27 protein-coding genes are annotated in these 24,311 nt (G+C 48.0%); 22 read left to right on the top strand and 5 right to left on the bottom strand.

All coding sequences use genetic code 11. The annotated features are described in order from the left end of the window. Positions 1 to 144: 144 nt before the first annotated feature. Entirely contained in the window at positions 145 to 1,077 is a 933-nt protein-coding gene (locus tag OCU49_RS13185; protein ID WP_261841035.1) for a LysR family transcriptional regulator, read from the bottom strand. A 206-nt stretch (positions 1,078 to 1,283) separates the two neighbouring features. Between OCU49_RS13185 and ydiJ the strand changes: the two genes are divergently transcribed. The 4 genes from ydiJ to rraA all read left to right on the top strand — a co-directional run bounded on the left by ydiJ (position 1,284) and on the right by rraA (position 5,924). Then, positions 1,284 to 4,343: a D-2-hydroxyglutarate dehydrogenase YdiJ gene (gene ydiJ / locus OCU49_RS13180; protein WP_261841034.1), complete on the top strand. Its 3,060-nt coding sequence runs from the start codon at positions 1,284 to 1,286 to the stop codon at positions 4,341 to 4,343. Between the two features lie 107 nt (positions 4,344 to 4,450). Further along, positions 4,451 to 4,675: a hypothetical protein gene (locus OCU49_RS13175; protein ID WP_261841033.1), complete on the top strand. Its 225-nt coding sequence runs from the start codon at positions 4,451 to 4,453 to the stop codon at positions 4,673 to 4,675. An 81-nt stretch (positions 4,676 to 4,756) separates the two neighbouring features. Then, positions 4,757 to 5,335, top strand: coding sequence for a class I SAM-dependent methyltransferase (locus OCU49_RS13170; RefSeq protein WP_261841032.1), 579 nt, complete (start codon positions 4,757 to 4,759; stop codon positions 5,333 to 5,335). 100 nt (positions 5,336 to 5,435) lie between these two features. After that, complete coding sequence (rraA, locus tag OCU49_RS13165; protein ID WP_261841031.1) at positions 5,436 to 5,924, top strand: ribonuclease E activity regulator RraA; 489 nt, start codon at positions 5,436 to 5,438, stop codon at positions 5,922 to 5,924. A 31-nt stretch (positions 5,925 to 5,955) separates the two neighbouring features. On the opposite strand, the gene OCU49_RS13160 is transcribed toward rraA, so the two are convergent. Next, entirely contained in the window at positions 5,956 to 6,384 is a 429-nt protein-coding gene (locus tag OCU49_RS13160; RefSeq protein WP_261841030.1) for an RrF2 family transcriptional regulator, read from the bottom strand. 280 nt (positions 6,385 to 6,664) lie between these two features. Between OCU49_RS13160 and OCU49_RS13155 the strand changes: the two genes are divergently transcribed. The 3 genes from OCU49_RS13155 (at position 6,665) to OCU49_RS13145 (ending at position 8,981) form a co-directional block, all read left to right on the top strand. Continuing rightward, positions 6,665 to 7,348: an HAD-IA family hydrolase gene (locus tag OCU49_RS13155; RefSeq protein ID WP_261841029.1), complete on the top strand. Its 684-nt coding sequence runs from the start codon at positions 6,665 to 6,667 to the stop codon at positions 7,346 to 7,348. A 121-nt stretch (positions 7,349 to 7,469) separates the two neighbouring features. Beyond that, entirely contained in the window at positions 7,470 to 8,570 is a 1,101-nt protein-coding gene (sppA, locus tag OCU49_RS13150) for a signal peptide peptidase SppA (protein ID WP_261841028.1), read from the top strand. Between the two features lie 3 nt (positions 8,571 to 8,573). Continuing rightward, positions 8,574 to 8,981, top strand: coding sequence for a GFA family protein (locus OCU49_RS13145; RefSeq protein WP_261841027.1), 408 nt, complete (start codon positions 8,574 to 8,576; stop codon positions 8,979 to 8,981). A gap of 22 nt (positions 8,982 to 9,003) precedes the next feature. Here OCU49_RS13145 and OCU49_RS13140 read toward each other — a convergent pair whose 3' ends face one another. Then, positions 9,004 to 9,582, bottom strand: a complete 579-nt coding sequence (locus tag OCU49_RS13140; RefSeq protein ID WP_261841026.1) for a Maf family protein — start codon at positions 9,580 to 9,582, stop codon at positions 9,004 to 9,006. A gap of 122 nt (positions 9,583 to 9,704) precedes the next feature. Here OCU49_RS13140 and OCU49_RS13135 point away from each other — a divergent pair, with 122 nt between their 5' ends. The 13 genes from OCU49_RS13135 to OCU49_RS13075 all read left to right on the top strand — a co-directional run bounded on the left by OCU49_RS13135 (position 9,705) and on the right by OCU49_RS13075 (position 20,099). Beyond that, positions 9,705 to 10,235: a YceD family protein gene (locus OCU49_RS13135; protein WP_261841025.1), complete on the top strand. Its 531-nt coding sequence runs from the start codon at positions 9,705 to 9,707 to the stop codon at positions 10,233 to 10,235. Between the two features lie 24 nt (positions 10,236 to 10,259). Continuing rightward, a complete protein-coding gene (rpmF, locus tag OCU49_RS13130; RefSeq protein ID WP_205656453.1) occupies positions 10,260 to 10,442 on the top strand; it encodes a 50S ribosomal protein L32 in 183 nt (60 codons plus the stop codon). A 14-nt stretch (positions 10,443 to 10,456) separates the two neighbouring features. Next, positions 10,457 to 11,467, top strand: a complete 1,011-nt coding sequence (gene plsX / locus OCU49_RS13125) for a phosphate acyltransferase PlsX (protein ID WP_261841024.1) — start codon at positions 10,457 to 10,459, stop codon at positions 11,465 to 11,467. A gap of 146 nt (positions 11,468 to 11,613) precedes the next feature. Further along, positions 11,614 to 12,543 (top strand): ACP S-malonyltransferase, encoded by a 930-nt coding sequence (fabD, locus tag OCU49_RS13120; RefSeq protein WP_261841023.1) that lies wholly within the window; start codon positions 11,614 to 11,616, stop codon positions 12,541 to 12,543. Positions 12,544 to 12,580: 37 nt separating this feature from the next. Next, on the top strand, positions 12,581 to 13,324 hold the full coding sequence (gene fabG, locus OCU49_RS13115) for a 3-oxoacyl-ACP reductase FabG (protein ID WP_261841022.1): 744 nt from the start codon (positions 12,581 to 12,583) through the stop codon (positions 13,322 to 13,324). Between the two features lie 158 nt (positions 13,325 to 13,482). After that, positions 13,483 to 13,716 (top strand): acyl carrier protein, encoded by a 234-nt coding sequence (acpP, locus tag OCU49_RS13110; protein ID WP_205656449.1) that lies wholly within the window; start codon positions 13,483 to 13,485, stop codon positions 13,714 to 13,716. 86 nt (positions 13,717 to 13,802) lie between these two features. Continuing rightward, positions 13,803 to 15,044, top strand: a complete 1,242-nt coding sequence (fabF, locus tag OCU49_RS13105; RefSeq protein WP_261841021.1) for a beta-ketoacyl-ACP synthase II — start codon at positions 13,803 to 13,805, stop codon at positions 15,042 to 15,044. Positions 15,045 to 15,131: 87 nt separating this feature from the next. Further along, positions 15,132 to 15,971 (top strand): aminodeoxychorismate lyase, encoded by an 840-nt coding sequence (pabC, locus tag OCU49_RS13100; protein ID WP_261841020.1) that lies wholly within the window; start codon positions 15,132 to 15,134, stop codon positions 15,969 to 15,971. Positions 15,972 to 15,997: 26 nt separating this feature from the next. Further along, on the top strand, positions 15,998 to 17,044 hold the full coding sequence (gene mltG / locus OCU49_RS13095; RefSeq protein WP_261841019.1) for an endolytic transglycosylase MltG: 1,047 nt from the start codon (positions 15,998 to 16,000) through the stop codon (positions 17,042 to 17,044). Between the two features lie 12 nt (positions 17,045 to 17,056). After that, positions 17,057 to 17,701, top strand: a complete 645-nt coding sequence (gene tmk / locus OCU49_RS13090) for a dTMP kinase (protein WP_261841018.1) — start codon at positions 17,057 to 17,059, stop codon at positions 17,699 to 17,701. Positions 17,702 to 17,725: 24 nt separating this feature from the next. Further along, positions 17,726 to 18,736: a DNA polymerase III subunit delta' gene (locus OCU49_RS13085; RefSeq protein ID WP_261841017.1), complete on the top strand. Its 1,011-nt coding sequence runs from the start codon at positions 17,726 to 17,728 to the stop codon at positions 18,734 to 18,736. Between the two features lie 116 nt (positions 18,737 to 18,852). Further along, positions 18,853 to 19,203, top strand: coding sequence for a PilZ domain-containing protein (locus OCU49_RS13080; RefSeq protein WP_261841016.1), 351 nt, complete (start codon positions 18,853 to 18,855; stop codon positions 19,201 to 19,203). Between the two features lie 119 nt (positions 19,204 to 19,322). Then, positions 19,323 to 20,099 carry a TatD family hydrolase gene (locus tag OCU49_RS13075; RefSeq protein WP_261841015.1) on the top strand — a complete coding sequence of 259 codons (777 nt, stop codon included), beginning with the start codon at positions 19,323 to 19,325 and terminating at the stop codon, positions 20,097 to 20,099. Positions 20,100 to 20,137: 38 nt separating this feature from the next. On the opposite strand, the gene OCU49_RS13070 is transcribed toward OCU49_RS13075, so the two are convergent. After that, positions 20,138 to 21,055, bottom strand: coding sequence for a LysR family transcriptional regulator (locus OCU49_RS13070; protein ID WP_261841014.1), 918 nt, complete (start codon positions 21,053 to 21,055; stop codon positions 20,138 to 20,140). Between the two features lie 119 nt (positions 21,056 to 21,174). Here OCU49_RS13070 and OCU49_RS13065 point away from each other — a divergent pair, with 119 nt between their 5' ends. Next, positions 21,175 to 22,119 carry a DMT family transporter gene (locus tag OCU49_RS13065; RefSeq protein WP_261841013.1) on the top strand — a complete coding sequence of 315 codons (945 nt, stop codon included), beginning with the start codon at positions 21,175 to 21,177 and terminating at the stop codon, positions 22,117 to 22,119. Between the two features lie 81 nt (positions 22,120 to 22,200). Continuing rightward, positions 22,201 to 22,605, top strand: a complete 405-nt coding sequence (locus OCU49_RS13060) for a secondary thiamine-phosphate synthase enzyme YjbQ (protein ID WP_261841012.1) — start codon at positions 22,201 to 22,203, stop codon at positions 22,603 to 22,605. Positions 22,606 to 22,659: 54 nt separating this feature from the next. Here OCU49_RS13060 and OCU49_RS13055 read toward each other — a convergent pair whose 3' ends face one another. Beyond that, complete coding sequence (locus tag OCU49_RS13055; protein ID WP_261841011.1) at positions 22,660 to 24,204, bottom strand: methyl-accepting chemotaxis protein; 1,545 nt, start codon at positions 24,202 to 24,204, stop codon at positions 22,660 to 22,662. Between the last annotated feature and the right edge of the window lie 107 nt (positions 24,205 to 24,311).

The following is a 24,311-nucleotide window of genomic DNA, read 5'->3' as shown; positions in this document are numbered from 1 at the left end:
GAGTTAGGACATCTGGTACGGAACATCATCCTTATTCCATTACCCATTTTGAGCTTGTTCATTAAGCCTATAGAAAGAATTCATTCAGATATAGCGATCAGGGCGCTTCATGCCTGCATGTATATCCCAAAATGACATGTGTTTTCATTGGCTTGTGAGGCGTACATGCGTGGGCAGGCGGGCCTGCTCAAGATATTGCTGAATCAGTTTGAGAAAACTCGCTGCTGCTGGGCTTAGTGAACGGGATTTGCGCGTAATAATACAAATACGGCGGGTTATCAGCGGATTGCTGAGCGGGACGAAGTTAAGGTTTTGGAAGGCTGTTGTACTGGCAGCAAGTGCCGGAAGCAGAGTAATGCCCAGACCTTGCTCGACGAGTGCTGCCAGGCCTGAGGTGGTTGAAACTTCTAATCCCGGCGGTTGTGAAAATGCAGGGATGTGTTCTGTTAATTGCTGGCGAATAGCGCTGTCACTGCTGAGATGAACCAGAGGTTCTGCTTCAATCTGTTGCCATGTAAGTTGTGGTATGTCGCTCAAAGGGTGATGGCGGGTAAGGACTACGCCATAGTCGTCGGTAAGAATTTGCTGATAGTTAAGATCCGGATGCTGGCTGTGGCTGGCAGCAATGGCAAAGTCAGCGTCATTACTGATAATCAGTTGTTCCAGTTGTGCGGCATTATCATCCCGCAGGCAAATATCGACATCCGGGTATTCTGCTTTATATAGCTGTACCAGTTTGGGCAGCAGCCGACTGACGGTTGAAGGGGAGGCCGCCACTGTTACTAAACCGTGCTGATGTGCAGAGATGGCTTGCAGGTCGCCGATGGCTGTGTCGAAATCTGAAATGAGTTGCTTTGCCTGGGGTAAAAAGCGTTCGCCTGCCTGAGTAAGAATGACGCTCCGTGTGGTGCGGTCGAACAGTGACAGACCGACTTGCTGCTCCAGTTGTTTAATCGTTGCTGTCAGTGTGGACTGGGTCTGATGCAGGCTTTCTGCGGCACGGGTAAAGCTGCCTGTTGCGGCTATCTGGAGAAATGCACGCAGGTGTCTTACCGACAAATTATGGCTGTTTTGCATAGGTGGAGTCCGAACAATTAATTCTTAATGATGATTAATCTATCAAATTAAATCGTTTGAGTAATTAATGATTAAGCCTCAAACTGTCACTCATGAGCCAGAAAACAGCAGTCTAAGTATAAATATGAATAATGTAATAAATTCAGTTTATCCTATAAGTATCTGTTAATATTGTATTTATAATAAACGCCAAGAGATATTCTTCCATGATTCCCCGTCTTGATAACCTGAATCCTGTTCAAGCCCTTTATCTGGAATTTTTTAATCAGTTAACTGCCAATGGTTTTGCCGGTGATGTGAATCCGGATTATGCCAACCGGGTAGTTCTAGCAACAGATAACAGTATTTATCAGGTTTTGCCGCAAGGGGTGGTTTACCCGAAACAAACATCTGATCTGGTGTTAATTGCGAGGCTGGCCAGTGAAGAAAAGTTTAAGACTGTGGTCTTAGCGCCGCGTGGTGGCGGTACCGGAACAAATGGTCAGTCGCTGACTGATGGTGTGGTAGTGGATATATCCCGGCATATGAATCAGGTGCTGGAGATCAATGCTGAACAGCGCTGGGTGCGTGTACAAACCGGTGTGGTTAAAGATCAGCTGAATGCTGCGCTGAAGCCTTTCGGGTTATTTTTTGCGCCTGAACTATCGACCAGTAATAGGGCAACAATCGGCGGCATGATTAATACTGATGCCAGTGGTCAGGGGTCATGTCTGTATGGCAAAACCCGGGATCACGTACTGGCATTGAGCTCAGTTTTTCTCGATGGCAGTGAGTGGCAATCTGAGCCATTAGCTGAGGCTGAGCTGGAGCAGGTTAAAAGGCGTGATGACAAAGTCGGCGCAGTGCATCGTCTGGTGGATGATATTCACCGGGATAATAAACAGCTGATTGAAGATGTGTTTCCCCCGCTTAACCGGTGTCTGACAGGATATGATTTGGCGCATATCCGTACCGAAACAGGTTTGTTTGACCTTAATTCGGTGCTTTGTGGCGCTGAAGGTTCGCTGGCTTTTATTACCGAGGCAAAGCTGAATGTATTGCCTATCCCTGAGTTTTCAGCCTTAGTGAATATTAAATATGCAGGCTTTCAGGATTCGCTGGAAGATGCCAAGCATGTGATGGCGTGTAAGCCTACCTCTGTTGAAACCATTGACTCAAAAGTATTAGCGCTGGCGATGCAGGATATTGTCTGGCAAACCGTGGAAGACTATTTCCCGCAGGAAGCTTCAGAGCCAGAAATTAAAGGCATAAACCTGGTCGAATATACGGCGGCCAGTCAGGAAGAGCTGGTAGCAGGTGTTGCACGTCTTACTGCTTATCTTGATGCTGTGAATCAGCAGCCGGCTAAAAGTTTTGGTTACTCGGTTGTATACGGTAATGATGAGATTGGCAAAGTCTGGGCGATGCGTAAAAAAGCTGTTGGCTTACTGGGTAATGCCAAAGGGCAGCAACGGCCAATTCCTTTCGTTGAAGACACTGCAGTACCGCCAGAAAATTTAGCGCCATTTATTGCTGAGTTTCGTGCTTTGCTGGATGGGCATGGTTTGGCATATGGGATGTTTGGTCATGTTGATGCCGGGGTTTTGCATGTGCGTCCGGCGATGGATATGAAAGAAGCGGAAGATGAATCGCTGGTAAGAACTATTACTGACGGTGTGGTGGCGTTGACCCAAAAATATAACGGATTGCTTTGGGGGGAACACGGTAAGGGGGTGCGCTCTGAATATGCACCGGCATTTTTTGGTGAGCTTTATCCGCAGCTACAGCGTCTGAAGGCTGGGTTTGACCCGTTGAATCAGTTGAATCCTGGCAAAATTGCTACGCCAGCTGATACTGATGAAGAGCTACTGAAAATTGATGAAGTGGCAACCCGGGGCCAACATGACCGGTTGATTCCGCTAGAGGTTAGGGAAGAATATAGCCAGGCTATGTTCTGCAACGGTAATGGCGCCTGTTATAACTATGATCCTAAGGATGCTATGTGTCCTTCCTGGAAAGTAACCCGGGAGCGCAAACATTCACCGAAAGGGCGTGCATCGCTGGTGCGGGAGTGGTTAAGGTTACTGGCTGAGCGAAATACAGATCCGGTTGCTGAAAGTAAGAAGGTTCAGGCGGGCAGTTTTTTGTTTAGCTTGCCCGGTCGGCTGATCAACAGTCTTTCACTTAAGCGTGGTCAGTATGACTTTAATCATGAAGTTTATGAGGCTATGCAGGGGTGTCTGGCATGTAAGTCTTGCGTTGCTCAATGTCCGATTAAAGTAAATGTGCCGGATTTCCGGTCGCGTTTTCTTGAGCTGTATTACGGTCGGTATATGCGCCCGGTTAAAGATTATTTGCTGGCGGGACTGGAGCCTTTATTGCCAGCGCTGGCTAAATGGCCATTGTTATATAATACCCTGACACAGCGTCCGGCAATGCGGGCGGTAACAGCCCGGTTGTTGGGGTTGATAGATAACCCTGAAATGTCGCCACAGAGCTTGGCCAGCCAGCTGGAAGCTCATGTTGTTGAGCTGGCAACGGTCAGCAGAATCACCCGGTTAACACAGGCTGACCGGGCACGTAGTGTCATTCTTGTGCAGGATGCTTTTACCAGCCATTTTGAAGTACAGCTGGTGTTAGATGTTATCGAACTGTTACAGCGGCTTGGTTTTAATGTCATGTTGGCACCATTTCGCCCTAATGGTAAGCCTTTGCATGTGCATGGCTTTATGAAGGGTTTTGAGAAAACGGCAGACCGTAATACCGATATGCTCAAAGCACTTGCTGATACCGGGTTGCCACTGGTGGGGATTGATCCGGCAATGACGCTGACATACCGGCAGGAATATCGCGATGATGCCAACCGTACTCAGGTTGAAGTGCAGTTAATTCAAGAGTGGCTTTCAAAACAGAGCGATGCGTTGCAGGATTATGCCGCTGATTACCACCTTGCTGCCGGAGAGTTTATTCTGCTGGCACACTGCACTGAAAAAACCTCGGCAGCAGCCAGTATGAAGGGCTGGCAGCAGATTTTTGCTGATTGTGGTCAGATATTGACGCAGGCAGTCACAGGTTGTTGTGGTATGTCCGGTACTTATGGGCATGAGGCAGAAAACGCTGAAACTTCAGCCGGCATCTATAAAATGAGCTGGTCGGATGTAGTGAATGCGCCGGAAAATAGCGATCGTCTGGTTGCTACTGGTTATTCTTGCAGAAGTCAGGTTAAGCGACAGGATCAGCAGCAGATTCTGCATCCTCTACAGCGGCTGTTATATCTGAGCCGCTGATGTTTGAGCTGTCAGTTCTGCATTGTCCGTTAGAGCTGCCAGTTAAGAAAAACAGTTAAGAAAAGCAGTTAAGAAAAGCAGTTAAATAATAAAGTACTTAGGTATATATGATTGATAGTGACGTTTCCTGGCCATTGCTGCTGATATTTTTGCTTTTAGTGTTGGGTCCGCTAAGTTGGCGGGCCTGGCAGCGAAGGCATCAAAAAGTACCGCCTATGGCAAAAAATGATCGCAAGCTTTACCGCCTCTGGCAGTCGGATCCGCAGGCGTATGAGCGTCAGTACGGCGAAATGGATCGTCAGTTGACTGAACAGCAGAAGCGTCATTCCTGAAGAGAGCAGTCCGACTGCTTGCCCGTATCTATACTTGCGCGCATAATCGACGCCTGTTTCAGTTATGGAATTCAGACCGTTATGCAGCAAGACCGTATTAAGTGGGATCAGCGTTATGCTGGTAAGCCTTCTGTCCGTCCCGGAACACCTAAAATTCTCCTTCAGGAGTGGCGGCATTTGAAACCTGGCTCTGTGCTGGATATTGCCAGTGGTGATGGTGCGGCGAGTTTGTTTCTTGCCGGGCAGGGGTTTAACGTCACTGCCGCCGATATATCTGCTGCCGGTTTAGAGCGGTTAGCAGGTTTTGCTGCAGCTGATGGTGTAACAGTATCGACCTGTTGTCTGGATCTTGATGATTATTCTGAGCTGCAGCGATTAGGCAACTTTGACAATATTGTGATGAGTTATTTTAAGCCAGCGCCAGAGTTGTTGGCTGTATTGTCTGGTTTGCTGCTTCCCGGTGGGCGAATCTGGTTGGCGACATTTAACCAGCGGCAACATCAGTTGCAGGGGTTCTCTGCCCGGTTTTGTCTTTCTGAGGCAGAGCTCAGTGGTTTTGCCGGCCAGGATGCTACGGGACTGAAGTTGCTTCAATATAACTGTCACGATGATGATGACGGCGGGATCGACAGTTATTTATTTGAACGCAGTATCGCGTAGCTGTGTATTTCGCTCTTAAGTGGTAGTGCATCCGGCACGGATATCTAGGATGATGCTGCCATCATTATGTATACATGCAAAGAACATTAAGGAGTGCTCCGTGGACGATTTATTACCAGAATTATGTGATCAGTTTCCTGAAAAAATTCAGGTTGTTGAACCAATGTTTGGCAACTTTGGCGGCCGCGAGCGCTTTGGCGGTGAAATCGTTACTTTGAAGGCGTTTGAAGATAACTCCCTGGTGCGTGAGCAAGTTGCTTTGCCGGGTGAGGGTAAGGTGCTGGTTGTTGATGGTGGCGGCTCAATGCGTCGTGCGATGTTGGGTGACATGCTGGCTGAAAAGGCTGCGCTGAATGGCTGGGAAGGTATTATTATCTATGGCTGCCTCCGTGATGTGAATGCAATCAGTGAGCTGGATCTGGGGGTTCAGGCGTTGGGTGTTAATCCGATGAAGACTGAGAAGAAAGGCGTGGGTGAATTGAACATCTCGCTAAACTTTGGCGGTGTGAATTTTACACCGGGTCATTATGTCTATGCAGATAATAACGGTGTTATCGTTGCCAGCGAAAAGCTGGAACTTGCAGAGTAATAGAGTTGTTGGGTAAGAGTTGCCGGATAGTTTAACGGCTGGTAACTATAAGACGGCTTTGCATTTGCGGGTCGTCTAATATATCTGCCAGCGAATATTGTGCCAGAGTGCGCATCATTGCTGCCTGAGCCTGAGCGAGAATGTTCTTCAGTCCGCAGGCTGGCGAAAGGCAGCATTCCTGACCTGTACAGTCTACCAGTGGCTTCATGCCTTCAGTCAATGCAATAATTTCAGCAAGATTAATGTCGGCAGAAGGTACTGCCAGACGTATCCCGCCTTTTTTGCCCCGGAATGTTTCCAGATAGCCTGACTTAGCCAGCCCGTGGACGACTTTACGTAAGTGCTCGACCGAAATATCAAAGAAATCGGCAATTTCTGCTAACTGACATAAACGGTGGTTATTCGTCGCTGTATAAAACAGTACGCGTAAACTGTAATCGCTGAAGCGGCTGAGCTGCATGAAATACCTGCTTTAATCACTATTCTGACTGGCTGGTCGCTGGTTAAAGCTATAAGCAATATGGACGTGGCTTGTCAGATTATTTTGAGTGAACTGAATAGACTAGTTGAGTCTAACAATGCATACAAGTCCCGTGAAAGGAATTGACTGGTTTACTTTCAGGGGCATTCATATAAGGTAGGCAGCACATTTTTTGTGTTGTTTTCTGATGAAGTAGCCGACAAAAAATCTATCTGGTACGGCTGGTTTTTCAAACTTTTAATCTGTTAAGGAGTCTTGCTTGTATAAGCTGCTGATATTCGATTGGGACGGAACTGTTATGGATTCCGCGGCGCGTATTGTTGCCTGTTTGCAGCAGGCTGCGCGGGATTTAGAGCAGCCGGAATTAACTGACGCGGCTATCCGGGATATTATTGGGTTAGGGTTGCCTGAAGCCTTTCGTATTCTGATTCCGGGTATTGCTGACGATATGATTGAGCCAATGCGGCAGCGGTATGGGCATTATTTTCTGGGTGATGATCCAACGCCAACAGCGTTGTTTCCAGGCGTACGTGAAGGTCTGAAAAAGTTGCAGCAGCAGGGGTATGTGCTGGCTGTAGCAACAGGTAAGAGTCGTCGTGGTATCGATCGGGTGTTTGCATCTACTGGTTTTGGCGATGTTTTTGTCGCATCCCGTGGTGCTGATGAAACAGCTTCTAAGCCTGATCCATTGATGATTAATGAGATTCTGGCTGAAACGGGTGTTGCAGCAGAGCATGCACTGATGATTGGTGATACTGAATACGATATGGAAATGGCTTTGAATGCCGGTGTCGATGGATTGGCTGTTAGCTATGGCGTTCATACGCTGGAGCGGATGCAGCCGTTTAGTCCGGTACAGGAAGTGCATAGCTTTACAGAAATGGTTAGCTGGTTAGAAAACCGTTACCTTGATGCTGAGGTTGTGGCCGAGGTAAATGCTTAGGCTAATGTGTTTTTCTTAGCGTCAGAGTCTGTTGTTTCAGGTGACAGGTCTGGGTTTTTCGGGTCTAAAATATAGTTATATAAAAAGGGCGCAGAGGTTAGTTCTGTGCCAGGAGAGTTACGTGTCAGATAAACATTGGCAGGCAGCGCCAGAGGATGATGCTGCGGGGCAGAATACTAATACACAGCAGCAGGACGCTGAGCCGGCAATGTCTGCATTGCCGAATGATGCACCTAAGGCTTCTGTAAAAAAAGAAACAACAGATGGTGACGGTAACGTTCGCTCGGCAAAAGAATGGCGTCTGATCGAACGCCTGATTATGAGTCTGCAGGGCGAGCAGCGGAAATCTCGCCGCTGGGGTATTTTCTTTAAATCGCTGACATTTTTGTACCTGTTTGCGATTTTGGGAATATTTATTATGGAGTCGCAATTTTCTTCAGATGTTCTGGATCAGCCGCCGCATACAGCGGTTGTGCAGGTTAATGGTCCGATCGCCAACGGTCAGGATGCCAGTGCTGATTCTATTATTTATTCATTACGCCGTGCATTTAAGGCTGAAGATTCGAGAGCTGTGTTAGTGCGGATTAACAGTCCGGGTGGCAGCCCGGTACAGTCCGGTTATGTGTACGATGAAATTAAGCGTCTGCGTCAGGTGTATCCTGAGAAGAAGGTTTACGCAGTTATTACTGATATAGGTGCTTCAGGTGCCTACTATATTGCTGCTGCTGCCGATGAGATTTATGCGGATAAGGCGAGCCTGGTAGGTTCTATTGGTGTTGTGTCTTCTGGTTTTGGTTTTGTGGATCTGATGTCTAAATTGGGCGTTGAGCGCCGGGCATTAACTGCCGGTGATAACAAGGCTTTACTGGATCCGTTTTCACCGTTGCGTGATGAGGATCGTCAGTTCTGGCAAACCGTGCTTGATACAACTCATAAACAGTTTATTGAACAGGTTAAGCTGGGGCGTGGTGAGCGTCTGAAAGATAATCCGGAACTGTATTCCGGTTTAGTCTGGACGGGTGAGCAGGCATTAGAGCTTGGTCTTATTGATGGTTTGGCAAGCAGCAGTACCGTTGCACGGGAGATTGTTGGTGCTGAGCAATTGGTAGAGTATTCGCCACAGGTTTCACCGCTTAAAGAACTGGCTGATCAGTTAGGTGTGAGTTTTGCTAAGGCTATCAGTACCCAGCTGGGACTGAATACGCCGGTGCAGTTGCAATAATCTATGGCGATTAGTGGCGGTTGTTTTTGTGGCGCTGTTACTTATCAGTTGACGGGAAAGCTGCGTGATGCACGTAGCTGTCACTGTTCTCAATGTCGTAAGGCCTTCAGTGCACAGGCGTCAGCTTATGCGCTGCTTGATGCGGATGAGTTTCGCTGGGTGCAGGGAGAAGATTTGCTGACCAGCTATATTGGTGTGCAGGGCTTTGGTTTGCAGTTTTGTAAGTGCTGTGGTTCAACGCTTACCGGAATTTATAATGGTCAGGTGCATGGTGTAACATTGGGTTGTGTCGATGGTGACCCTGAAATAGAAATTGGGCTACATATATATGTTGGTTCAAAAGCGGCCTGGGAGGCTTTGCCATTGGCAGAGTCCCAGGCGCCGTTTTACGATGAGGCAGCGCCGGTTTAAATCGCTTACTTAAACCGCTTATCTAAATAGTAGCCAGTCCTTGTTGTTCAAGCATGCTGATCAGTCGAATCAGCGGCAAGCCTATCAGGCTGTTTGGGTCATCACCTTCCAGCTTACTGAATAATGCAATTCCCAGTCCTTCTATTTTAAAACTGCCGGCGCAATCATATGGCTGCTCTGCATGCAGGTAGTTTTCTATCATCGCCGTACTCAATGTGCGGAAGTGGACATTATATGGTTCAACACAAACCTGACAGTTGTCATTACTGGTATTAAGTACGCAGAGTCCGGTAAGAAAGGATACGTGTTTATCTGAGCAGTTTTGCAGGTGTCGGCGGGCATTTTCAAAATTGCCCGGCTTGCCGACGATTCTGTTGTCCAGTACGCAGCACTGGTCGCTGCCGATGATGATGGCATCAGGATATTGCGCAGCAAGCTCGCGGGCTTTGGCTTCTGCCAGGCGGGCAACATAATCCTTAGGGGATTCACCTTCTATAGGGGTTTCATCAATGTCCGGTGAAGCGCATTTATAGGTCAGATTCAGGCGGTCAAGAAGAGCGCGGCGATAGGGTGAAGACGAGGCTAAAATAAGCGCTGACATCAGGCTGTTATTCCAATCAGATTAACGAGATAGACAAGTCGTAGATATTAACGGTTTTTTTTAACTTGCAAAGGGTTATTTCCTTTGACAGCAGGGTTTTTGATCCCTATCATGGCGCGCTTATGTCGAACGTCCCAATACCCAAAAAAATAGACCCGCGTAAGCTTGCTGAGCGGGGAATACGAATTGAAGGTTCAACTGAACTGAAATTCATGCCGAATCTGGCATCAATGTTAGTTGATGATCAGGCAGAGGTGTGGATCGATTTACAGTTTGATCGTGATGAGCTGAAGATACGTACGGTTCAGGGCAGTGCAGGTGGCAAGTTAGCGATGACTTGTCAGCGTTGTCTGGAACCGGTTGAGATTGATGTTGAAGCGAAGTTCAATCTAGCCATTGCACCGACTGAGGAGCATGCCAATAATCTGCCTAAGTACTATGATCCGCTGATCGTAGAAGGGGATGAATTGGAGTTGTTTCCGATGGTTGAAGAAGAGCTGATTTTGACGCTGCCAATTGTGCCATACCATGATGACTGCAGCATACAGACTTCCTTCGGTGAAGAAGTAACGGATACCTCGACAAACACAGATTCAGATAAAACTAACCCTTTTAGTGTTTTAGCAGCACTGAAAGGCGGTAAGCTTGATTAAGCTTTGATATAGGAGCTACAACCCATGGCAGTACAAAAGAGCAAAGTAACTCGTTCACGTCGCGGTCAGCGCCGTTCACACGACGCTCTGAGCAACCCAACTCTATCTGTAGAAGCAACTACTGGTGAAACTCACCGTCGTCATCACGTAAGTGCTGATGGTTTCTACCGCGGTAAGCAGGTTGTTGCACAGCAAGACGACGAGTAAGTCGGTCTGACTATATGCGAATCGCGATTGACGCGATGGGCGGGGACTTCGGTCCCCGCGTTGTTATACCCGCCTGTATTGATGCGTTAGCGCGTCATCCTCATTTATCTCTGACCTTAGTTGGCCAGCAAGATAAAATTTCTGCCTATCTTTCTTCTGAAGAGCAACAGCGTTTTTCTGAGCGACTGTCGATTTTGCACGCCGATAAAGTAATTGGCAATGCCGATAAGCCTTCTCATGCCCTGCGGCAGCGAAAACAAACATCAATGCACGAAGCTATGTGTCTGGTAGCGGATGGTCATGCGCAAGCGTGTGTTAGTGCAGGTAATACTGGTGCGTTAATGGCGCTGAGTCGCTTTGTGCTGAAAATGTTACCGGGCATAGACCGACCTGCGATTATAACAGCGATTCCTTCCCGTAACGGTGAAAGTTATATGCTTGATCTGGGCGCGAATGTTGATTGCAGCGCTGAGCACTTATTGCAGTTTGCTATTATGGGGTCGGTAATGACCCAGGCTGTGGCTGGCATTGCTGAGCCTAAAGTCGGTTTGCTGAATGTTGGTGAAGAAGAAATAAAAGGCAATGAGCAGGTTAAGCTGGCGTCCCGTCTGATTAAAGAGCATGGCGGTATTAATTATGCCGGCTTTATCGAAGGTGATGATATTTGTGCCGGTAAAGTTGATGTCGTGGTGTGTGATGGTTTTGTTGGCAATATTGCGCTGAAGAGTAGTGAAGGTGTTGCCCGCCTGATAGGAAAGCAGCTTAAAGGTGGTTTTAGCGGCTCCTTGTATCGGCGTTTGCTTGGCTGGCTGGTGCAGCCGGTGTTGCAGGATGTGTCCAGTTATATAGACCCTGCTCGGCGTAATGGGGCCAGTTTACTGGGGTTGCAGGGTATAGTGGTTAAAAGTCATGGTGGTGCGGATCAGCAATGTTTCGGTTATGCCATTGATCAGGCGGTCGCTGAAGTAAGTATGGATGTGCCGAACTGTATCAACCGCCAGTTAGAAAAAATTCATTCAATTTAATTTTACCTGAAAAGGCTTGTTCTCCTTAGATAGCTAAGGCGTTTTATTTTCAGGTGAATACTGTAAACTACGCTGTCAATTGAGCCTGTAGATATTCAGTTTTGTTGTTACAGGTTTCGGGCATTCATCTGCAAATTGAGGTAATAATGCAGCAGTCTCTTGCTTTTGCTTTTCCGGGACAAGGTTCCCAACATCTTTCCATGCTGGCTGAGCTGGCAGAATCCCACGCTGTAATACAGGCGACTTTTGCTGAAGCATCCGAAGTGCTCGGATATGACCTCTGGGCTCTGACTCAGAATGGTCCGGAAGCAGACCTTAATCAGACTGATCGTACCCAGCCAGCTCTGCTGACAGCTGGTGTTGCTTTATGGCGTCTGTGGCAGGAGCAGGGTGGTGCAACTCCTGCGGTAATGGCTGGTCATAGTCTGGGTGAATACACTGCGCTGGTTTGTGCCGGGGCTATAGATTTTAAAGATGCCGTTAACCTGGTGAAGCTGCGTGGTGAGTTCATGCAGCAGGCTGTGCCGGCAGGTACCGGAGCTATGGCTGCAGTGCTGGGTCTGGCTGATGAAGCGATTGTGGCGGCCTGTGCTGACTCGGCAGGTGATGAGGTTGTTTCTGCCGTTAACTACAACTGCCCGGGGCAAGTTGTTATTGCCGGTAATAAAGATGCTGTTGAACGTGCCAGTGCTGCCTGTAAAGAGGCCGGTGCTAAGCGCGTAGTGCCTCTGCCGGTTAGCGTGCCATCCCATTGTGCGCTGATGCGTCCCGCTGCTGAGCAGATGGAGCAAGCGCTGGCGAATATAAATATTCGTATGCCAGATATTAAAGTTGTGCAGAATTTTACGGCTCAGCCACCGGCTGATGTCGAGGCCTTGGTGCAGAATTTACTGGCACAGCTGTACAGCCCTGTATTGTGGACTAACAGTGTTCAGAATATGGTTGCTGAAGGTGTTGAAACGGTTGTTGAGTGCGGTCCGGGTAAGGTGCTGTCTGGTCTGAATAAGAAGGTTCATCGTCCGTTGAATGTGGTTGCTATTAACGAGCCAGCCGGACTTGAAAAAGCATTAAGTTGAACGCGGTCGTCAGAATCGTGATTATAGGAAGAAAAGTATGAGCATTGAAGGTAAAGTAGCTCTGGTTACCGGTGCCACACGGGGAATTGGCAAAGCGATTGCGCTTGAGCTGGGTCGCCAGGGTGCTGTAGTAATCGGTACTGCGACCAGCGATAACGGTGCGGCATCTATTGCAGAATATTTGCAGCAGGCAGGTGTTAATGGCACAGGTCTGAATCTGGATGTTGGCTCCAATGAGTCTGTCGAAGCGGTGGTTAAAGCTGTGCAGGAAGAATTCGGTGCAGTCGCTATCATCGTGAATAATGCCGGTATCACCCGGGATAATATCATGATGCGGATGAAAGAAGATGAGTGGGATTCAGTAATGAATACCAATCTGAAGTCTGTTTACCGTCTCATGAAAGGTTGTTTGCGTGGCATGACTAAAGCTCGCTGGGGACGCGTTATCAACGTGAGCTCTGTCGTGGCTTCTATGGGTAATGCAGGGCAGGCAAACTATGCTGCAGCCAAATCCGGTATGGAAGGTTTCAGTCGTGCGCTGGCACGTGAAGTTGCGTCACGTAACATCACTGTTAACTGCGTAGCACCTGGCTTTATCGATACTGATATGACCAGTGGTCTGGCGCAGGAGCACAAAGATACATTGCAGTCACAGATCCCATTAGGGCGTCTGGGGCAGCCTGAAGAAATCGCATCCGTTGTTGGTTTTTTAGCCAGTGACGCGGGCGGATACGTTACTGGTGAGACGATCCATGTCAACGGCGGCATGTATATGTCGTAAAGTTCTCTCACGGGAATTGTTTTTTTTGTCAAATTGTTGATAATGGGCCGCAGCTCACTGGATAAAATTGCCGTTAGGCTTGATCCAAGGCGGCGGATTCTAATAAAATCCCTGTTCGCATCTACGGATGTGACTGTCGATAAAAAATAGGAAGAGTTATGAGCAACATCGAAGAGCGCGTTAAAAAAATCATCGCTGAACAGCTTGGTGTAAAAGAAGATGAAGTAACTACAGAAGCTTCTTTCGTAGAAGATCTGGGTGCAGATTCTCTGGACACCGTTGAACTGGTGATGGCTTTGGAAGAGGAATTCGAAACTGAAATTCCTGACGAAGAAGCTGAAAAGATCACTACCGTCAAGCTGGCAATCGATTACATCAACGCAAATCAGTAATCGACATACCCAGAATACCGAGAAGCCGCAACTATAGCGATATAGTGCGGCTTTTCTTTTTGTCACCAAACCCCAGGAGGATTTGAATGTCTCGTAGAAGAGTTGTCGTCACCGGCATGGGCATGCTTAGCCCGGTAGGTAACACTGTCCAGGAGACATGGGCGAATATACTAAATGGCGTAAGCGGTGCTGCTGAAATTAGTCATTTTGATGCATCTGCCTTTGGTACTCGTTTTTCTGCTTCGATTAAGGACTTCAGTCTTGAAGGTTACCTTAATCCTAAAGACGCCCGTAAAATGGATTTGTTTATCCAGTACGGCATGGTGGCAAGCATTCAGGCGATTCAGGACGCAGGTCTTGAAGTCACTGAAGAGAACGCATCGCGTATCGGCGTAGCGATTGGTTCCGGTATCGGCGGTTTGCCGATGATTGAAAATACCCATGATATTCTTAACAAGAGTGGTCCGCGCCGGATTTCACCATTCTTTGTGCCAGGCAGCATTATTAATATGATTGCCGGCAACCTAGCGATTAAGTACGGCTTTAAAGGCCCGAATATTGCGATTACTACTGCCTGCACAACAGGTACGCACAATATTGGTCAGGCTGCGCGCATGATCCAGTATGGTGATGCTGATGTAATGGTGGCAGGTGGTGCTGAGATGGCAACCACGCCTTTAGGCCTGGGTGGTTTCTCTGCGGCCCGTGCATTGTCTACGCGTAACGATGATCCTCAGGCGGCTTCACGGCCATGGGATCGTGATCGCGATGGTTTTGTGCTGGGTGACGGTGCTGGTGTGGTCGTGCTTGAAGAGTACGAATCTGCAAAAGCCCGTGGTGCTGAAATTTATGCTGAGCTGGTTGGTTTCGGTATGAGCGATGATGCACATCACATGACGTCACCACCGGAAGATGGCAGTGGTGCGGCACTTTCTATGGCGAATGCTATGCGTGACGCCGGACTGAATGGTGATCAGGTGCAGTACATTAACGCTCACGGTACATCGACACCTGCGGGTGATATTGCAGAATCTAATGCAGCCAAGCTTGTATTGGGTGATGCTGCAGCAGCGAATGTACGTATGAGTTCTACCAAGTCTATGACTGGTCATTTGTTAGGTGCTGCAGGCGCTGTTGAAGCGATCTTTAGTATTTTAGCGATTCGTGATCAGGTAGCACCACCTACAATCAATCTGGATAACCCGTCAGAAGGTTGTGACCTGAACTATGTGGCAAATGCTGCACAGCAGGCTACTATCGATGCGGCAATATCCAACTCCTTCGGTTTTGGTGGTACTAACGGTACCCTGATTTTCCGAAAAGTCTGAGCGGTATAAAATAAAGGCGTGCCAGGCACGCCTTTATTATTTCTGCAATGCAGTTATTTGCTTTGTAGCGTTACAGAGAGAATTCCCATGCTTAGTTGTTCCGTTAACGGTCAGTTGACCAGTGTGCTCAGTGTGCAGGACCGTGGTCTGGCATATGGCCAGGGATTGTTTGAAACCCTGACGTTGATTGATGGTCTGCCTCAAGACTGGCAGCTGCATATGCAGCGCCTTGCTTTGGGCGCGAAACGACTAAAAATCCCCTTCGATAATAATATCTTAGATAGTATATCTAATGATTTAAATCGACTTATTTCAGCTGTTGATGAATTGCCATCCCGTGCGGTGTTAAAGATTATTCTTACCCGGGGTGCCGGCGGTCGAGGTTATGCGGTGACCGAGCCTTTAGAGCCTAATCGGGTCTTGCAGTTGAATCCTTTTCCAGTCTGGCCTGCAGATCCTCAGAACAGGGGTATAAAGGTAATACTTTGTGAAACCCGACTGGGGCTAAATCCACAGTTAGCAGGTATTAAGCACCTTAATCGCCTTGAGCAGGTATTTGCCCGCAGTGAATGGCAGCAAGCAGATATTTCAGAAGGTTTGGTGTGTGATACTGAAGGCTATCTGGTGGAGGGCACCATGAGTAACCTGTTTTGGTGTCTGGGTGGCGAGTTATTTACACCGACTCTGGAAAACTGCGGAATAGACGGTATTATTCGCCAACGACTGATGCAACGCGCCAGAGAGTTAGGCATTAAAGTCAATATTGGCCGTTATCTTTCGACAGATTTGCAGCATGCAGAAGAAGTATTTCTGACTAATAGTGTGATTGGTGTCTGGCCGGTCATCGATTGTGTATCACCAGCTTTACAGCAGCGTTGGCAAATTGGTCCCCTGAGCCAGCAGCTGAATCAGTGGTTGAATCACTGAGCAGTAATAATAAAAACGAGAGACATATGTTACGTAAAATTGCCATTTCCTTTTTATTAACCCTGACGGTTGTAGCGCTGGTTGCATATTTTGGCTGGCGTTCGCTGAATGATTATCTGGATTCACCTTTACAGCTTGAGCAGTCCGAGGTGGTGTTAGTTAAGTCGGGCAGCAGCTTTCCTAAAGTAGGGCGCGAACTGGCGGAGCGAGGCCTGTTGTCAAAACCTGACTGGATGGCATTTTATGTCCGTATGCAAAAGGTAGGTCACCGGTTAAAGGCGGGAGAGTTCCTGCTGGAGCCAGGTGTGACTCCGCGTCAGTTGGTTACGCAACTGATTGAAGGCAAAAGTATTTCATATCGTTTCAGCCTCATTGAAGGCTCTACGTTTAAGCAGCTGCGGATGCGCTTATCTGAAAGTGATGTATTGATACACGAAACAGATACCATGACCGATGAGCAGTTAATGACAGCTCTTGGGATGGAAGGAGAGCATCCTGAAGGGCGTTTTCTTGCCAATACATATCAGTTTCAGCGCGGTATGAGTGATCTGGATTTATTGCGCAGGGCGCATAAACTGCAGCAAAAAGTGCTGGCTGAAGAATGGCAGGCCCGGGCTGAAACGTTTGAGAAAAAAGCATTGCCATATAAAGCGCCATATCAGGCGCTGATCATGGCATCTATTGTTGAAAAGGAAACTGGTTTAAGCGCAGAGCGTCCAGTGATTGCTGGTGTATTTGTGCGTCGTATGCAGATAGGTATGCGTCTGCAAACAGATCCAACGGTTATTTATGGCATGGGTGATAAGTACAAAGGCAACATACGCCGTAAAGATTTGCGTAAGCCAACGGCATACAATACGTATACCATCCCTGGTTTACCACCAACGCCTATTGCAATGGTTGGTCGTGAAGCTATCCGGGCTGCGCTTAATCCTGAAGGTGAGAAGTGGCTTTACTTTGTTGCTAAAGGGGATGGTAGTCATCAGTTTTCAGCAACGTTAAAGCAGCATAATAAAGCCGTTCGCGAATATCAGCTTAAACGTAAAGCTGCATACCGTTCATCGCCGGAATAAGTAAGGATATATATGAGTAATCCTCAGGGTTGTTTCATTACACTGGAAGGAACTGAAGGTGTTGGCAAATCGACCAATCTGGCGTTTATCGAGTCGTTACTGGCTGATGCTGGTGTTAGTTATGCGCTGACCCGGGAGCCTGGTGGTACACCTTTGGCTGAAGAGCTTCGTGAAATGCTCCTGGCACCACGGGAAGAAACGGTTGCCGATGATGCTGAGTTGCTCATGGTGTTTGCTGCCCGTGCCCAGCATTTGCAGGCAGTCATTAAGCCCGCATTGCAGGCGGGTCAATGGGTGCTATGTGATCGCTTTACAGATGCCACCTTTGCGTATCAGGGTGGTGGTCGCGGCCTTGATCAGTCCCTGATTCTGGATTTAGAACAAAGGGTGCAGAAAGGTTTACAGCCGGACCTGACCCTGTTGCTGGATGTGCCTGTTGAAATCGGCCTGGCGCGCGCTGCAAAGCGTGGTGCGTTAGATCGCTTTGAGCAGGAGCAGATTGGTTTTTTCGAGCGGGTGCGTGCAGCTTATCTGCAGCGGGCCAAAAACCAGCCTGAACGGTTTGCTGTTATTGATGCATCGGTCACGCTGGTCGAAGTGCAAGAGCAGATTGCAAAGGTAATGGCAGGCTTTCTTAAACGGCACCTTTCGGCTTAACAGAATGTTTCACAGGAATTCGAGATGAGTGACGAGCTCTGGCAAGATCATCCGGTGGTATTACCCTGGCTTAAAGAGCGCTGGCAGTATTTGTGTGATCTTAAGCGTCAGGGGCGCTTGCCTCATGCCTTAATGATTAATGGTCCGAAAGGGATTGGCAAGGCTTGCTTCGCACTGGCGACGGCTAATTATCTGCTATGTAAGTCGCCTAAAGATGATGCTGCCTGTGGGCACTGTCGCAGTTGTGAGCTGGCTCAGAGTAGTGGTCATCCTGACTTATATCATTTGCAGCCTGATGAGCCGGGTAAGCCAATTAAGGTCGATCAGGTTCGTGAGCTTACAGAGTTTATTTATTCAACTGCGCAACAGGGCGGTTATCGGGTAGTTATTATTGACCCTGCTGAGAGCATGAACGTTAATGCAGCCAATGCATTGCTTAAAATGCTTGAAGAGCCTGGTAAAGATACGGTTTTATTATTGATTACCCATCGTTCTGGTCAGGTTATGCCAACGATTAAAAGTCGTTGTCAGCGAGTTGACTGTGTGGCGCCGGATGGGGAGATGGCGACGCAGTGGCTGGCAACACAGCTAACCATGGACAGCCAGGATGCTGAGCAGTTATTACGTATTGCTCATAACTCTCCTTTACAGGCGTTGGCTTATAAGCAGCAGGACTATCTGGGTTTACGCAGTAAGGTACTGGCAGGGCTGGCGGATATTCTTAAAAACCGTCGCAGTGCACTGGACGTTGCGCAGACGCTTCATAAGGAAGATCTGGATCTGATTCTGGGTTGGCTGTATGGTCTGGTGAATGATATTGCCCGTCTGGCTGCAGGTCAGGAAGATACTGAATTGCTACGTCATAAAGATGTCCAGAATATGCTGCTGGCGGTTTCCCGTCGGGCTGATCCTCAGCGTTTATTTGCATTCGCAGATGAGATTCACGAAGCACGAAAACTTGTTATGTTCAGATTGAATCCTAATAAGCAGCTGTTACTGGAGAAATTACTTCATGGCTGGCAGGGACTGCGTTGATCTTTAATATTAGTAATCAATGCAGTAAGCTGTGATTACGATGACTGAGTGTGAATTTTTAGCACCAGTCTGGGTTGCAACCGGATAAGACTTAAGTTCAGGGAGGCTTCGGCCAGATGTCAGTAATTCCTCGTATGAGCCATGGCATATTGTCATTAGGTATTAACACCAAAGAGGATTTGTATAAGGCTTTTATGCCATTCATTCAGAATGGTGGGTTGTTTATTCCAACGCCGCGCACCTATCAGCTGGGCGAAGAAGTTTTTATGCTGCTGTCCCTGATGGAAGAAGATGACAAGATCCCTGTAACAGGAAAAGTTGTCTGGGTTACTCCGCGGGCAGCGCAGGGTGGACGGATTCCTGGTATTGGTATTCAACTTTCCCAGGAAGATGCAACTCTTGTACGAAAGATCGAAACTTATCTTACCGGTGCGCTGAATTCCGGTCGACGTACTGATACTATGTAATCTGCTTTCGCACAGTGCTCAGGCTGTGCGCCTGTTTCCCTAAAGCAGTATTCACTGCTTACTTTTAGTGGCTTTTCCCTTACAATGCCGGCAATTTTACTGTGTTGTGATCAGGTCCGATGTTTGTAGATTCCCATTGCCATTTAGATAAGCTGGATTACGCCTCTGGCGATACGCTCTCCCGTGTTCTTACGACTGCTGCTGAGCGTCAGGTCAGTAAAATGTTGTGCGTTTGTGTTGATATGCAAAACTTTGCACCTATGTATCATCTGATTGCCGATCTGGATCAGGTATACGCATCGGTCGGTGTGCACCCTCTGAATACTTTTGAGGCCCCGGTAACTGTGGAAGCATTGCTGGAACAGGCAGCGTTACCAAAAATTGTTGCACTGGGCGAGACCGGGCTGGATTACTTTTATCAGCAGGATACTGTTGATATTCAGCAGCAGAGTTTTATCAATCATCTCGAGGCTGCAAAGCTGACTAAACTGCCGGTCATCGTGCATACCCGTGATGCACGCCAGGATACGCTGGATATTCTCAAGCATCATGCAGACTTCGAAGTGGGTGGCGTTTTACATTGCTTTACTGAAAGTTGGGATATGGGTCGTCAGGCTCTGGATATGAACTATCTGTTGTCATTCTCTGGCATTGTTACATTTAAAAATGCTGCTGAGTTACGCGAAGTTGTTAAGCAGACACCGCTGGATAAAATGTTGATTGAAACGGATTCACCTTATCTGGCACCAGTGCCTTTTCGTGGCAAGCAAAACGAGCCGGGTTATGTGGCAGAAGTTGCACAGTGTATTGCAGACATCAAAGGCCTGCGGGTCGAGGATGTGGCACGTATTACAACAGAAAACTTTTACCGGTTGTTCAATCGGGCAGCTGACTGATCATCAGATATTGGTCAGCTTTGCTGATTCTGTAATCTCTATGGCTGTGAGCTGATATGTTGTTGCAGTATGTGTTGCATGGCCTTGCCAGCGTTGCTGAGGGCCTGATCTTTTGACCAGGCCAGCAGGCACTGTCGTTGTAAGCCGGGTTGTTGTACACCAGGTTGCTTGATTGCCAGGCTGCGAATGTCTTCCGGTAAGTTCACACCCTCTGGCATGACGGTGTATCCCAGGCCACGCCTTACCAATTCGATTTGAATCTGCATTGATTCCGCCTCTATTACCGTATTCAGGTTCAGGTTATGACGAAATGCTTCACGCTCCAGCATAGCGCGCAATCCATGCGGTCGGTTCGGTAGTATCTGCGGCAGGCTGAGCGCTGTTTTAAGTGTAATATCTGGCTTCAGTACGGCTGGATATTGCTGATTAATTGCCATACCAGTGGCTGGCGTGATCAGCTGCATAGATTCTTCCCACAGTAACTCGGTGTGCAGGTTTGCGCTTAAAGCACCTGAATACAGAATACCGATATCGATACGACCTTCCAGTAAAGCCCGCTCCAGTGCTCCGGATAACAGTTGCACGACTCTTAGCTTTACCTTTGGAAACTGTCGATGAAATGCTTCAATAACCGGTCCTGCAAAGCGGCTGCCGGCAGCCGGCGGAAAACCAATACATAATGAACCCCGCACTTCTTCCTGTAAGCCCACCAGCTCGCTGCTAAGCTGCTCTAGCTCGTCAATGATGTGTCGAGCCCGGGTTGCGAGTATCTCGCCAGCATCTGTTAGCTGAACGCCGCGGCCGGTGCGATGCAAGAGGCGAGTGCCGGCAGCATCTTCCAGTGCTTTGAGTTGGCGGCTAAGTGCCGGCTGACTGAGGTTAAGGCGGCTGGCTGCCTGGCTCAGATTACCGAGTTCAGCGATGTGTAAAAAACTGCGTAAATGCTTTGAGTCCATGCGACATGTCCTGATATGCATAAATGTAATATCTGATAGCTTTGTTATGATATCGATTTATGATGTCTGACGACAAATAATAACCGCATAAATTTTCTCAGCTGAAATGCGGTAAACCAATGAACGGATTGTTGAAAAGTACAGAACAGCAGGCGTTGCTGATGATATTAGTGGCGACTGCGGCGTTATCCTTCAAAGGTATCGTTGCAAAGTTTGTGTATGCCGCTGGGACCGACGTGAATGTATTGCTGTTATTACGCTTTGGGATCGCGGCACCACTCTTTTGGTTATGGTTCTGGTATCAGCGTACCAGAAGAGGAGCTAATTATTCGCCGCAAGCTACAGCTTTAAGTAGGCGTCAGGTAAAGCAATTACTGATTGCCAGTGGGTTATTTTTTTCTGCTACATATGCTGATTTTCATGCACTGGAATTGATTGATGCGGGATTATCCAGGTTGATTTTATTTACCTTTCCAATATTTGTCGTGTTGATCAATGCAGTGCTCAACCGTGTAATGCCGGGAGTATTTCAGATCATAGCTCTAATGCTGGCGTATTCAGGCCTGGTAGCGGTTATGTTGCAGGGCATGGGGGGGATGACTGTTATGCATAAATCTGATCAGTTGGAAGGCATTGGCTGGGCACTGTTAGCGGCGATGTCCTACGGTATATATCTGGTTTACAGCCAACGGGTCATGCAAAAGATGTCTTCTGCGTTTTTTTCAGCAGCCAGCGGTAGTCTCATCCTTCTTTTTATGACTGGTTTGTACGTTTTGCAGGGTAGTCCAGTGCTGAGTTACAGCGTTGAAGGTATTGTATGGAGTGTTCTAATTGCTGTTGTATGTACGGTGTTGCCATTTCTGTTAATGCATGAGGCCATTCGACGTGCGAGTGCAGAGCGTGCGAGCCGGGTGGCGCTGGCTGGTCCTGGCATGACATTGTTGTTTGCCTGGTTATGGTTGGGTGAAGTCTTATTGCCACTGCAGGTGTTTGGCTGTCTGGTGACTGTTGCTGCAATAGCTTGGCTGGAAAAGCTTAAAGCGCCATCAAAAGTGTCTGCATGAGTTGCTTATTTTTTGCTGGCAGATAAGCTGCAGATAATTCCTAGAGGTTTAGGTAAGAAAGTAGCTAACAAGGTAGGCTAAATGGTTACGACGCTTCAGGTGCAAACCCATGGTCAGGGGTTGTATGAGTTTACTGATGTACTGTCAGCGGTGGTAAAGCGCAGCGGCGTTAAGGATGGGCTTTGTACGATTCTGATTCAGCATACCAGCGCCAGTCTGTGTATTCAGGAAAATGCTGATCCCAGTGCGCAGTATGATCTTGAACGCTGGCTCAGGCGTCTTGTGCCAGAAAATGACTCTCTATATACGCATGTTTTTGAAGGCGCTGATGATATGCCTGCACATATTAAAGCCGCGTTGACGGCAACCAGTTTATCAGTGCCGGTGCAGGGTGGTTTGCTAATGCTTGGTACCTGGCAGGGGGTGTTTTGCTGGGAGCATCGCCATGGTAGTCATAATCGCAGTATCGCGGTTCACATTGGTTAAACAGTTTAGAAATTAAAACGGACGCGAATGCGTCCGTTTTTTGTGCTGGGCAGGCTATTTACTGCGACTGACAATTTGAGACAAGTCGGCAACCAGGGTGCCAAGTTCTTCGCTGGCATCAGTTGTCTGGCTGACTGACTCACTGCTTTGTTCAGATACAATGCGAATAGACATAATGCTATTACTGACTTCAGTTGCAGCACTGCTTTGCTGGCCTGCTGCGCTGGCAATCTGGTAGCTACCCTGAGAGATTGTCTCAATTGAATCGGCGACATCTTCAAAGGCTTTGTTGGCCTGTATTGCCTGATCGATACTGCTTTGTGCTTTTTGCTGGCTCTGCTGCATGGTACTGACTGTAATGTCGACCTGTTTTTGAATGCCGTCGATTGTTTTGTGGATCTCGCCGGTAAATTCCTGGGTGCGTTTTGCCAGGGCACGAACTTCATCTGCAACAACAGCAAAGCCTCGACCATGCTCGCCGGCCCGGGCTGCTTCAATGGCAGCGTTGAGCGAGAGTAGGTTGGTCTGATCGGCAATATCGTCAATGATACTGATCGTGGCACCAATTTCCTGAGTCTGATTACGTAGCTGCTCTGAGGAACCTGAGGCGGCGCTGACGTCAGCAACAAGTTGTTCAATACTCTGGTGCATATTGCTGATGACCGTTTTGCCAGTATGTGTCTGGCTGACTACCCGCTGGGTTTCATCAGATGTCTGCTGCGTATTATTTGCAATCTCATCGGCACTGGCGGACATTTGTTCAGCGGCAGCTGCAAGCATGTCTGTCTGGCTGTTTTGTTGTTCAAGACCAGCATTGGTTTTAATCAGAGCATCGCGCGTGGTGTGTATGACCCCGTCAAGGGTACCAATGGCATCTTCAATACGTCCGGTAATGGTCCGTTGCTGAGCTTTTTGCATTCGCATTGCAAGTTCAATAGCGCCGGTTTCATCCATACGCCCGGTGATGGCTTGCTGAGCGACAGGGTTATCATAGACTTCACGGGAGGTATCCAGCAGCTTTTGCAGCGGGCTGAGCATACGGTAGGCAGCATAACTACAGGCACCTGCAGTAGTGCCCATTAGCAAAAATTTAGTGACAGTATCCAATGGCATAAAGCCCAGGGAAATAACTGCTGCAAATCCCCCTAACATTGTTGTGCTAAGACGTAATGCTAAGCTTTGGCGTGAAAAAGAAGTATTTGAACCATTATTTAAACGCTTATATAGCTTGGTCGCGAGTAGTTTTTCTTCATCGCTTGGCCGGGTACGAACAGACTGATAGCCGATTTTTGCGCCATGATTATTGTACAGAGGTGTTACATAAGCACGAACCCAATAATGATCACCGTTCTTACAGCGGTTCTTTACCAGGCCCATCCAAGGGCGATCCTGTTTCAGGTGTTGCCATAAATCGGCAAACGCTGCTTTTGGCATATCTGTATGCCGAACAAGGTTGTGATGCTGTCCGACCAGTTCCTTCAGGCTGTATCCGGAAACGTCGATAAAGTCCTGATTGGCATAGGTAATGCGGCCATCAAGATCTGTTGTAGATATAAGCCGGGTTGTTGCTGAATATTGGCGTTCGGTGTTGCTAGTCAACCTCAGGGTCTCCTCGTAAGAGATCGGCGGGTACAGATTGCCGGAATATACTCGTTTGCTGGATCAGCATACGAAAAAAAGCCGGAATCTTAATTGCGGCCTAGCTA

It is taken from the genome of Aliamphritea ceti, from assembly GCF_024347215.1.
In the GTDB taxonomy this organism is placed as follows: Bacteria; Pseudomonadota; Gammaproteobacteria; order Pseudomonadales; family Balneatricaceae; genus Amphritea; species Amphritea ceti.
This window is presented reverse-complemented; position numbering and strand designations above follow the sequence as displayed.

Coding starts and splice junctions, on each gene's coding strand:
- OCU49_RS13185 (WP_261841035.1), bottom strand. CDS start 1,077: ATGCAAAACAGCCATAATTTGTCGGTAAGACACCTGCGTGCATTTCTC.
- ydiJ (WP_261841034.1), top strand. CDS start 1,284: ATGATTCCCCGTCTTGATAACCTGAATCCTGTTCAAGCCCTTTATCTG.
- OCU49_RS13175 (WP_261841033.1), top strand. CDS start 4,451: ATGATTGATAGTGACGTTTCCTGGCCATTGCTGCTGATATTTTTGCTT.
- OCU49_RS13170 (WP_261841032.1), top strand. CDS start 4,757: ATGCAGCAAGACCGTATTAAGTGGGATCAGCGTTATGCTGGTAAGCCT.
- OCU49_RS13160 (WP_261841030.1), bottom strand. CDS start 6,384: ATGCAGCTCAGCCGCTTCAGCGATTACAGTTTACGCGTACTGTTTTAT.
- OCU49_RS13145 (WP_261841027.1), top strand. CDS start 8,574: ATGGCGATTAGTGGCGGTTGTTTTTGTGGCGCTGTTACTTATCAGTTG.
- OCU49_RS13140 (WP_261841026.1), bottom strand. CDS start 9,582: ATGTCAGCGCTTATTTTAGCCTCGTCTTCACCCTATCGCCGCGCTCTT.
- OCU49_RS13135 (WP_261841025.1), top strand. CDS start 9,705: ATGTCGAACGTCCCAATACCCAAAAAAATAGACCCGCGTAAGCTTGCT.
- rpmF (WP_205656453.1), top strand. CDS start 10,260: ATGGCAGTACAAAAGAGCAAAGTAACTCGTTCACGTCGCGGTCAGCGC.
- plsX (WP_261841024.1), top strand. CDS start 10,457: ATGCGAATCGCGATTGACGCGATGGGCGGGGACTTCGGTCCCCGCGTT.
- fabD (WP_261841023.1), top strand. CDS start 11,614: ATGCAGCAGTCTCTTGCTTTTGCTTTTCCGGGACAAGGTTCCCAACAT.
- fabG (WP_261841022.1), top strand. CDS start 12,581: ATGAGCATTGAAGGTAAAGTAGCTCTGGTTACCGGTGCCACACGGGGA.
- acpP (WP_205656449.1), top strand. CDS start 13,483: ATGAGCAACATCGAAGAGCGCGTTAAAAAAATCATCGCTGAACAGCTT.
- fabF (WP_261841021.1), top strand. CDS start 13,803: ATGTCTCGTAGAAGAGTTGTCGTCACCGGCATGGGCATGCTTAGCCCG.
- pabC (WP_261841020.1), top strand. CDS start 15,132: ATGCTTAGTTGTTCCGTTAACGGTCAGTTGACCAGTGTGCTCAGTGTG.
- mltG (WP_261841019.1), top strand. CDS start 15,998: ATGTTACGTAAAATTGCCATTTCCTTTTTATTAACCCTGACGGTTGTA.
- tmk (WP_261841018.1), top strand. CDS start 17,057: ATGAGTAATCCTCAGGGTTGTTTCATTACACTGGAAGGAACTGAAGGT.
- OCU49_RS13085 (WP_261841017.1), top strand. CDS start 17,726: ATGAGTGACGAGCTCTGGCAAGATCATCCGGTGGTATTACCCTGGCTT.
- OCU49_RS13080 (WP_261841016.1), top strand. CDS start 18,853: ATGTCAGTAATTCCTCGTATGAGCCATGGCATATTGTCATTAGGTATT.
- OCU49_RS13075 (WP_261841015.1), top strand. CDS start 19,323: ATGTTTGTAGATTCCCATTGCCATTTAGATAAGCTGGATTACGCCTCT.
- OCU49_RS13070 (WP_261841014.1), bottom strand. CDS start 21,055: ATGGACTCAAAGCATTTACGCAGTTTTTTACACATCGCTGAACTCGGT.
- OCU49_RS13065 (WP_261841013.1), top strand. CDS start 21,175: ATGAACGGATTGTTGAAAAGTACAGAACAGCAGGCGTTGCTGATGATA.
- OCU49_RS13060 (WP_261841012.1), top strand. CDS start 22,201: ATGGTTACGACGCTTCAGGTGCAAACCCATGGTCAGGGGTTGTATGAG.